Annotated in this window: 9 protein-coding genes; 2 read left to right on the forward strand and 7 right to left on the reverse strand. The window is 47.7% G+C overall.

The features are described from left to right. The 7 genes from ABUA47_RS20820 to ABUA47_RS20850 form a co-directional block, all read right to left on the reverse strand. Positions 1-2,762: hypothetical protein (locus tag ABUA47_RS20820; protein ID WP_349831981.1), on the reverse strand; the 2,762-nt coding region annotated here is incomplete at its 3' end. Positions 2,763-2,853: 91 nt separating this feature from the next. Continuing rightward, positions 2,854-2,955, reverse strand: a complete 102-nt coding sequence (locus ABUA47_RS20825) for a smalltalk protein (protein ID WP_005825315.1) — start codon at positions 2,953-2,955, stop codon at positions 2,854-2,856. A 26-nt stretch (positions 2,956-2,981) separates the two neighbouring features. Further along, positions 2,982-3,422: an N-acetylmuramoyl-L-alanine amidase gene (locus tag ABUA47_RS20830; protein WP_035447402.1), complete on the reverse strand. Its 441-nt coding sequence runs from the start codon at positions 3,420-3,422 to the stop codon at positions 2,982-2,984. A gap of 162 nt (positions 3,423-3,584) precedes the next feature. Then, a complete protein-coding gene (locus ABUA47_RS20835) occupies positions 3,585-4,079 on the reverse strand; it encodes an HU family DNA-binding protein (protein ID WP_035447405.1) in 495 nt (164 codons plus the stop codon). 186 nt (positions 4,080-4,265) lie between these two features. Further along, on the reverse strand, positions 4,266-5,129 hold the full coding sequence (locus ABUA47_RS20840) for a DUF4373 domain-containing protein (RefSeq protein WP_005834029.1): 864 nt from the start codon (positions 5,127-5,129) through the stop codon (positions 4,266-4,268). Positions 5,130-5,176: 47 nt separating this feature from the next. After that, positions 5,177-5,491, reverse strand: a complete 315-nt coding sequence (locus ABUA47_RS20845) for a hypothetical protein (protein WP_008662326.1) — start codon at positions 5,489-5,491, stop codon at positions 5,177-5,179. A gap of 100 nt (positions 5,492-5,591) precedes the next feature. Further along, positions 5,592-5,735 (reverse strand): hypothetical protein, encoded by a 144-nt coding sequence (locus ABUA47_RS20850; protein WP_225982629.1) that lies wholly within the window; start codon positions 5,733-5,735, stop codon positions 5,592-5,594. A 180-nt stretch (positions 5,736-5,915) separates the two neighbouring features. Here ABUA47_RS20850 and ABUA47_RS20855 point away from each other — a divergent pair, with 180 nt between their 5' ends. Continuing rightward, complete coding sequence (locus ABUA47_RS20855) at positions 5,916-6,638, forward strand: helix-turn-helix domain-containing protein (protein ID WP_005825301.1); 723 nt, start codon at positions 5,916-5,918, stop codon at positions 6,636-6,638. A gap of 155 nt (positions 6,639-6,793) precedes the next feature. Then, positions 6,794-8,700, forward strand: a 1,907-nt coding sequence (locus tag ABUA47_RS20860) for an ATP-binding protein (protein WP_349831982.1), incomplete at its 3' end; no start/stop codon positions are given.

Consider the following 8,700-nt stretch of genomic DNA (forward strand, 5'->3'; position numbering starts at 1 on the left):
GCATAGCTTTCCATTACATAGCCCGAACGGCTGGTACTTGTGCGGCAAGTAGCTATCTGGTTACGACTGTTGTAGGTATACAGTTTTTCCTGCGTCACCGGTACACCATGGGCATATTCCGTCGAAACTTCCCGTTTTAACCGTATATCATAGGTAAGATGCGGATATAAAGTTATCTCAAAACGTCCGTGATAAGCCAATGGATTTCTAAAGCTCACCGTCTGTCCTCCGATGTTTTCATTATAGGTGATACTGCCGGAATAGCAATTAACCGGACCCACATAGTTGTCCCTTACACGGATGTTGGTCAATTCTTGCCACTTGTTTGCAATCTCATATTCATAGGTGTCTTCCCATACCAAGATATTACCGGCATCATAGATGCTCTTTTTCAGTAGTCGCCCATTATAGTTGGCAGGCATATAAGCCAAGGTAGCATCATAATCCTGGCCGGCTATGTTACTGAATACGAGTTCCTCTCTCCCCGCATCCAGAAAATCGCGCTGCTTGACGACACGGCTGTAACCTACAGGATTGGCATTGGGCGCAGAAGCTGGTGGAGTTTGCGCCTGAGCATAAAAACGGCGGAAAGTGTGGTAACTGGTAGAAGGGCGTATCACTCCTTCAGGAGTTGTGGTATAGCTTCCGCGCCGGACATTAAAATCATCATAGGACTTGACTGAGAACATCAGAATGCCAGAGGTCTTGTGATTCTCGCTTTCATACAAGTAACCGGTACGTTCCAACACTTCACCTGTATTATTCTTTTTAGTAATGGTCTTGATTCTCACTCCTCCGCCAACTTTCTGCAATGTGTCTTTGTTTACTGCAGTTCCACCGCCTCTATAGGTCAAAGTAGCAGAACTGGCATTGCGGGTAGAATAACCTTGATTGGTAACTGCAGAACTCAATGTACTTGTCAGGACATAATCTCCCGCTTCCAATGTGAACGACTCGTTGACATGATACACATGCCCACTGGTATTTTGTGAAGTCACTTTGTACGATTTAATGACACTTCCTCCGGCACCGAGTTTCCGCAAAGTGGTTCCGGAGCCGATGACTTGATTGACTTCATAATCGGGAAAATTGACTTGAGCATCCACCGTCACTACCTGCGTGGTGGGCAGAGTGAAAGTAGCGGAAGGCGTCACTATCAGGTCGTTGTTGTTGACAGTATTGACACCTTTGACTTGTGCGTCATACTTATTCAAATCCTCTGCAGAAATGAAACGATTGTCTCCTACAAAAGTGTGAGGTTCAAACTCAAACTCCACACTGCCGCCCGTAGGATATGTGATTTTCTTCAGCATATTGGCCGTAATATACTCCCGGCTACAATTTCTGACAGCGGTAGAACCGGATAAAGGAACATTCGTCAAACCTTCCAGGGAGGGAATCAATGTATGAACACGGTTTGTAAGCGTGGAAGTATTCTGCTGTCCATTGTAATATCCCCAATAGTCTATGGCAAAAGAAGTCTTATAAGGCAAGTTCACAGCTTCATTATAAGTGAATGTATGCTTTTCACCCTGCGAAGTGCCATTTTTTCGAAGTACAGAAAGCAGTTTCAGACGTTTACGAAGTACGCTGGTGGGTATGGTAGACGACGACCCATAATCGTCCGATGACAAGTAATTACCGCCGACTGATTGTTCGGGACAAATGAAGTAATCATAATTGAACTGGTAAAAATACACATCTTTCCCGTCCAACTTACTCTTTATTTTCATGTTTGTCAGTTTTCCGGTAGTTCCCGGATAGCGGTCTTCACGACTTCCCATCTCGAAAATCACTTCTTCCGTATCGGTTTCTATCTTGCTTAAATAGCAAGTCTGTGAAATGCCGGCAGTAAAGTCCCGTTTTATATAGTCATTGTCCGGAGGAGTACCTACGGTATAATACTCCGACATAACAGGCACCGAATAGCAACTGGCGGTAACATAGGTTAGAGTGATATTATGTCCCGTCACATCCGTCATACTTGTCAGCATATAAGTCAAGGGAGCATTGGAAGTTACAAATGCATAAGGCCTGAAGGCATAAGATGTGCCTGCTTCATCTGTAATGATCACTTTTTCAGCACTATGCCACACTTTGCAATTCATCCTGGAACCGATAATGACAGGAGTCTGATTTTTGGGGTGCAAGAAGTATTTGAATGATCTTCCTCCGGGCAATGCAACTTCAAATATATCTCTTTCACCTTGCCCTATAAGGCCTTCATTAATAATTCCATTGGTCGTATTACTCGTATTGGGGTCGAACATTAAATTTCCCCACAAATTCATCAGTTCCTCGGTACCCGAACGGTAGTTCAACGTATCAGCACTCTGTACTTTCCAGTGATATTTTATTTTCTCCCATTCAGCCCAAGTAGCAAATGTACCGGAGGTCGCGTCTACCTTGCCCACAGCATTAAGGTTGACGCACCCTCCTGCCAAAAGATTCCAACCAAGACCTACCCACGTAGCTTCTTGAGCCACCTTGACTCCGCTCGCATGATAAGACAACGTAATGGGTAGTTCTATACGCCCACATTTAAGGGTATATAGCGGTATAGAGATATCAGGCGTTCCTGTGTATTCACTTACAGGAATGTTTCCATACAATTGCATACCTGCCGCTTCGGGAATAGCAGGTACATAATCATTTATCCGCAGAAGATGATTATTCATATCTCCACCGTCCTGTGCACGTACCGACTGCGTTGTACCACATAACATAAGAAGAGCTAACAATACTTTTATTCTATTTTTCATATTCAATGAAATTTATATATTTCTTAAATAAGTGCGCCTGAAGTAGGTATTTCGGCTTCCGGCACACTTTTTTAGTTTTGTAATACTGTTTTTACAGTGGCATCGCCTGCACGCCCAGCACACTGGCTATGGTGGCAATGATGGTACCCACAATTTTCAAGATATCTTTCCAGGTTTCTTTGCTTATTTTCATAATTCCATGTTTTAAAGATGATTGTTCTAAAATTCTTTACTTACCTCGAAGCACGGACACTGCTTCACCCACTCCCACGGCTCCACCTTCCCGTCACCGTCCAAATCGGGACTGAGGTCGCGGTGGCCGCATACACGGGCGTTCCGGAACTGTTGTAGCAGCTGGTACACCAGCAGGTGCAGGGCCGAACGCTGCTCCGGCGTACGGGTATCCTTCGGATTTCCCCGGGCATCCAGCCCGCCTTCGTAGCAGATACCTATCGAATACTTGTTGTGACCGCGGCAATGCGCACCGGGCAGTTCCAGGGAACGGGTTCCGAGCACGGTACCGTCTCTCCGGATATAGTAGTGGTAGCCCGTCGTGCGGAAGCCGCGACGGCGGTGCTCGGACTCTAAAGCCTCGGGAGTGAGCACATGGCCCTCCCGCGTGGCGCTGCAATGCACCACGATGTAGTTGATTTTTCGCATGAATAAGTAGTGAGTAGTTAGTAGTTGGTAGTTAGTAGTGATTTACGATTTGACGATTTACAATTGAGATTACTCTTCGTATCACAAATGCCTGCATAGGTACGATTATTCAGCAGTACGAATTTCAATCGTAAATCGTAAATCGTCTAATCGTAAATCCCCTTATCCCAGCGGATTATTTCCCTGGTCTCCGTCGCTGCCGCCATCACTGCCACCGCCGTCGTTGCCGCCCGAACCTGCCGTGTCCTGAAGGTCGAAGCGCACGCACTTCACCCCGGTCACCAGCGAACGGGTAGACACCGTATGGTCCAGATTACGCTTGGAAGTGGGCAGAAAACGCACTCGTAGCGTGGACTGGGTAGCCGATACCTTCAGAGGGTCTTCCACACCGTTCATGGTGGACTTCATCGTAAGGCGGAAAGTACCCAGACCGTCCAGCGTCACGCTCTCGGAAGACTGCAGGTGGCGAGTCATCACGGTCACCAGGTTGTCGATGACATTCTTCGAGTCACCCGTAGAGAGGGAAGACAATTCCGCAATCTCCTTAGCCACCTGCTCGGTGTCCACATTCCCCGTCAGCACCACGCGGGGATAGAAAAGCTTCTTGCCCTCTTTGTTGGCAAGAACCGACTGAAATGATTTGTAAATTACTGGCATAGTAGTTTTGTTTTAAAAATTAATAGTTTGTCTTGAAATTCAAGGATTCGTTTTTTTCAAATGAAACAACATTGTTTTATTTTCGTGTATTAAGCTTAACCACATTGCAAAGATAACGCTATCCGGAAAAGTGTGCAAATTAAAAAAACCGTTTTTCTTCATGAAATTATTCACAAATCGAAAACTTTACTTACAGCACAGGCTCAGCAGGTATCGTCCCGGTTGCCGTATCTTGCCATGACTCTCGCGCAAGGCATAGAAGCCCTTCCACAAAGGGTGGCCGATAGCACCGAAATTACTTTTGAGGATAATGGCATACTGCTCTTGCGGAGGAATATGGAACTGCTTCAGATTGAAAAGCAACCCGTCCAGGTTGCGGTCCGTGCCATCCTGCGGCGGTTGCAGTTGCTCTATTTTCCGAAGATATTCCCCCTCCGCGGATGGCACATCCGCGCCCTCAGTGCCCCCGGTTCCGGGGGAACTATGGAGGAGGGGATTTTCTTTGCTGTGTTGTGATGTGCTATGCTCTGCTGTGCTATATGTACCCGATGTCGCATTTTCGGGCTTAAATGCTGCACTTTCGGCAGCGGACGGCACGCTTCCATTGGCAGACGGCACTCTCCCGGCGGCAGTCGGCGCGGCCTCGTCATCGCTCTGAGAATCATCCACCAGACAATAACGTGTGTCTATGGCGGAAGATTTCCGGCGCTTGGTACTGAACAGATACTGCCGCTGTATCTCAGCAGAAGTCAAGATGGCGTATTTGCCGAAAAGGGCGGCATTGAAAATGCCGTACTCCACAGCCAGGGCAAGAATGCGCTTCACGTCGGCAGCCGTCTTTTCATAGAGGCAGGCGGAAAGGTCTTCGTAGAAAAGCTCGTCGGCACACACGTAATAGCCTTCGTCGGCATAAATGCAGGAGAGGGCGCCCAGCAGAATGGCAAAGGAGCCGTCACCCTCACGTTTCATGATGCGGCGCACCAGACGGTCGTGCATGAAGTCTGTGTTCAAGGGGAAATAGTCAAGTCCCCGTTTTTTGATTCTGGACATGGTTTGATGATTAGGGGTTAGTGATTAGGGGGAGAGAGCGGCTTGTATCATTCTATATCACCTGCTTCGCATAGGCGTTTCCGCTTGCGGAGCACGCTTTCGCGCACTACCTTCAAAGCATTCAGAATAAGATACATACGAAGGGTACAGTCCGAAATTTCAGTGATGACCGGATAACGGAGGGGATTGCTTGCTGGAAGTGAGCGACGGTAGCGGGCGTTGCTCATCGCCCTACGGCATTCCTTGCAATAATTGTCGGGGGCAAGCGTACGCTTGTCTACATAAAAAGAATCAACGGGCAGTTCTCTGTGGCAACATCCACAGAAACGAACATTTTTTTCAATAATCTGTTCCATAACCATTTTTTGTTAAGAATTAGTACAATAATATTTTTTCGGCACGCCCCTGCCAAAGATGCTTGTAGGGGCTGTTTGCTGGAAGTATATATCCAGCGTATTCTATCTATACATCCAGCGCGTTGCATCTATACTTCCAACGCACCTCATCTATACATCCGGCAAGGCGGATGCCCATTTTTTCAAATTCGTAAGTATTTTTGCTAAATTCGGATGCTTCCGGATAAAAGACCAGATGTGTATTTTCCATAAATCCCTCCCTTTTATTTGCATTTATAAAACATGATATGTATTTTTGTCCCAACAAAGATAATGCTGTTTTCATTTATAAAACAAACAAATCGGGAATTAAATTCTTAAATAAGACGTAAGACAGTATAAATGAGGAGATAATAGTTTCTGAATAATTTACACGTAAAAACTGAAGAATATGGCGAATGACAAAGACCCGGTATTTTGTGCGGCAGACATCATAAAACGTGCCAAACTGGCGAAAGAATTCAAGACAGACAGCGAACTTGCCGCCTTTCTGGGTATATCACGCTCCACACTGAGCAACTGGAACGCCCGCAACAGCATCGACTTCCCCCTGCTGCTGGGCAGCCTGGACGACGTGGACTACAACTGGCTGCTGACGGGAAAGGGCTCGCCTGCACATCATTCAAAATTCTGTGACAATGACTTGGTACAAGGTGAAGTGGAAATACTTCACACACCGAAAACAGCCGACCCTATGGACGACCGTAGCGTGACCCTCTATGACATCTCTGCCGCCGCCAACCTGAAGACACTGCTGGCTGACCGCCCGCAGTACGCCTTGGGGCGGATTGTAATTCCCAATATCCCTGTGTGCGACGGTGCCGTCTACGTCTCGGGCGACTCGATGTATCCCATCCTCAAGTCCGGTGACATCGTAGGCTTTAAGTCCATCCGCGACTTCACCGACGTCATCTACGGTGAAATGTATCTCGTCTCCTTCGAACGGGGCGGCGACGAATACCTGGCAGTGAAATACGTCAACCACTCGGAACGGCCGGACTGCATCCGTCTGGTGAGCTACAACAACCACCACGACCCCATGGACCTGCCGCTGGCGGCAGTCAATGCAATGGCCATCGTGAAGTTCTCGATAAGGAAGAATATGATGATGTAGAGGGCGGCATTATCACCGGAAATTTCGTAAGAAAGCTCCTGGCAAGGATCATTTAACAAGCAAACAGAGAAATTATACAAAAAAAGCTTGTAATTTATTCTTTTATCTTATTTTTGCGATGCCATAGGCATAATAATAAGTATCCGGAAAAAAACATGCTTATTCCATCCAATAGAACAAAGAGGGAGTGCATTCTTTCAAGGTTATGTTTTCTAGTGCTTTCAGTATGGGTGTCCCTACCTTCCGCAGCACAGAACAATCCCTACAAGATAGACGATGCACTCTACCCCATCTACCAGCGGGCTTCCAAGCAGGCACGCCAGCAAGAGGGGTTGCTGGTGGCCGACACTTTGTATCAACAAGCCCTGAAGCTCGGTGACAAAAAAGCACAATGCCTGGCATACATCATCCCCCTGCAGTTCTATATATCCCAAAAAGATGATAGCAAAATAGAAAAGGCATCCACTGACCTGAAAGAGATTTCACGTGCCAATAACTATCTGCAATATTATTATCACGCTTGGAGCAGCGAAATCATCTACTTCCTGAACCAACAACGCTCATTGCTCGCCTTGCAGAAAGCGGAAAAAATGAAAAAGCAAGCTTTTGCCGACAGATACCCTTACGGTATCTTCAGCTGTATCCGAACCATGGGCCATATCTACAAATCACGCGGAAACTTCGACCTCTCCGCCCAATACTATCAGGAAGCCTTGGACTATATGCTGAAGAATATGCCCGACCAAGATCCCAGCCAACTATACTCAAGCCTTGCCGAATATTACCGTAACACCCAAAAAGATTACGCCACCGCACTGGACTATTGCGAAAAAGCCTTGAAGAGCGCCAAAACAGAACGGAACATAGCCCAAGCCATGATAGAGAAATGCCTGGTACTATTCCGGCAGGGACGTATAGATGAATTCAACGACTGCTATAAAGAAGCCGTACAAATGGCGGACCGTTGCAAGCTCTCTGCCAGCGTTTCCCTACTGATAGCCCACATCAGCAAGAACATACTGGACAAACAGTATGAGCAGGCCCATGCCCACGCTGACCAATTGTCCGAGGAAGGCTTGCAACAACATGCCTACATTTACGAATGCGCCAAAGACTATCCCAATGCCATCAAATATCTGAAAAAATACCACCAGCAGTTGGATTCGACGAACAATCTCCTGCAACTGTCGGACATCGCCGAACTGAACACCCAGATAGGCGCCGAACGTCTGAAAATGGAAAACATACAGGCCACCTCGCGCTACCGCATCACTCTTTTCAGCATTGTCACCGGCTTTTTGCTGTTATCCCTGCTTTTCCTGATGCTCTACCTCCACCGCAAACGTAAAGTCAACCTCGAACTATGCCACAAGAACGAGGAACTTTCCGAAGCACGCGACCAAGCCGAAGCAGCCAACAAGGCAAAGAGCATCTTCCTGCAGAACATGAGTCACGAAATACGGACACCGCTCAACTCTATCGTGGGCTTCTCACAACTCATCACTTCCCCCGACGCGAACCTTTCCCAAGAGGAAAGGCAGGATTTCTGCCATCTCATACAGCACAATTCCGACCTCCTCCTTACACTGGTGGGGGACATCCTCAGCGCAGCCGAGTTGGAAAGCAACAGATACACCATGAAGATAGCGCCGCACAGTTGCAACAAGCTCTGCCGGGAAGCCATAACCACCGTTGAACACCGCAAGCCCGAAGGCGTGAAGCTCTACTACACCTCCGAAGTGGACGACTGCTACGAACTGAGCACCGACGGGCAACGTGTGTGCCAGATACTCATCAACTTCCTTACCAATGCAGAGAAACACACCACACAAGGCGAAATCCGCCTGCACTGCTCTCTCACAGAGAATCCCGGATACGTCACCTTCTCCGTCACCGATACCGGTACCGGCATTCCCCCGGAATACTCGGAAACCATCTTCGAACGTTTTGAAAAGGCCGACAACTTCGGGCAAGGCACCGGCCTGGGACTCAATATCTGCCGCCTCATCGCCGAACGGCTGAAAGGGAAAGTGCTGCTGGACAAGGAGTACAAGGAGGGGGC

Source organism: Bacteroides sp. RTP31139st1_H2_RTP31139_211217 (assembly GCF_040227615.1).
Classification (GTDB): Bacteria; Bacteroidota; Bacteroidia; order Bacteroidales; family Bacteroidaceae; genus Bacteroides; species Bacteroides uniformis.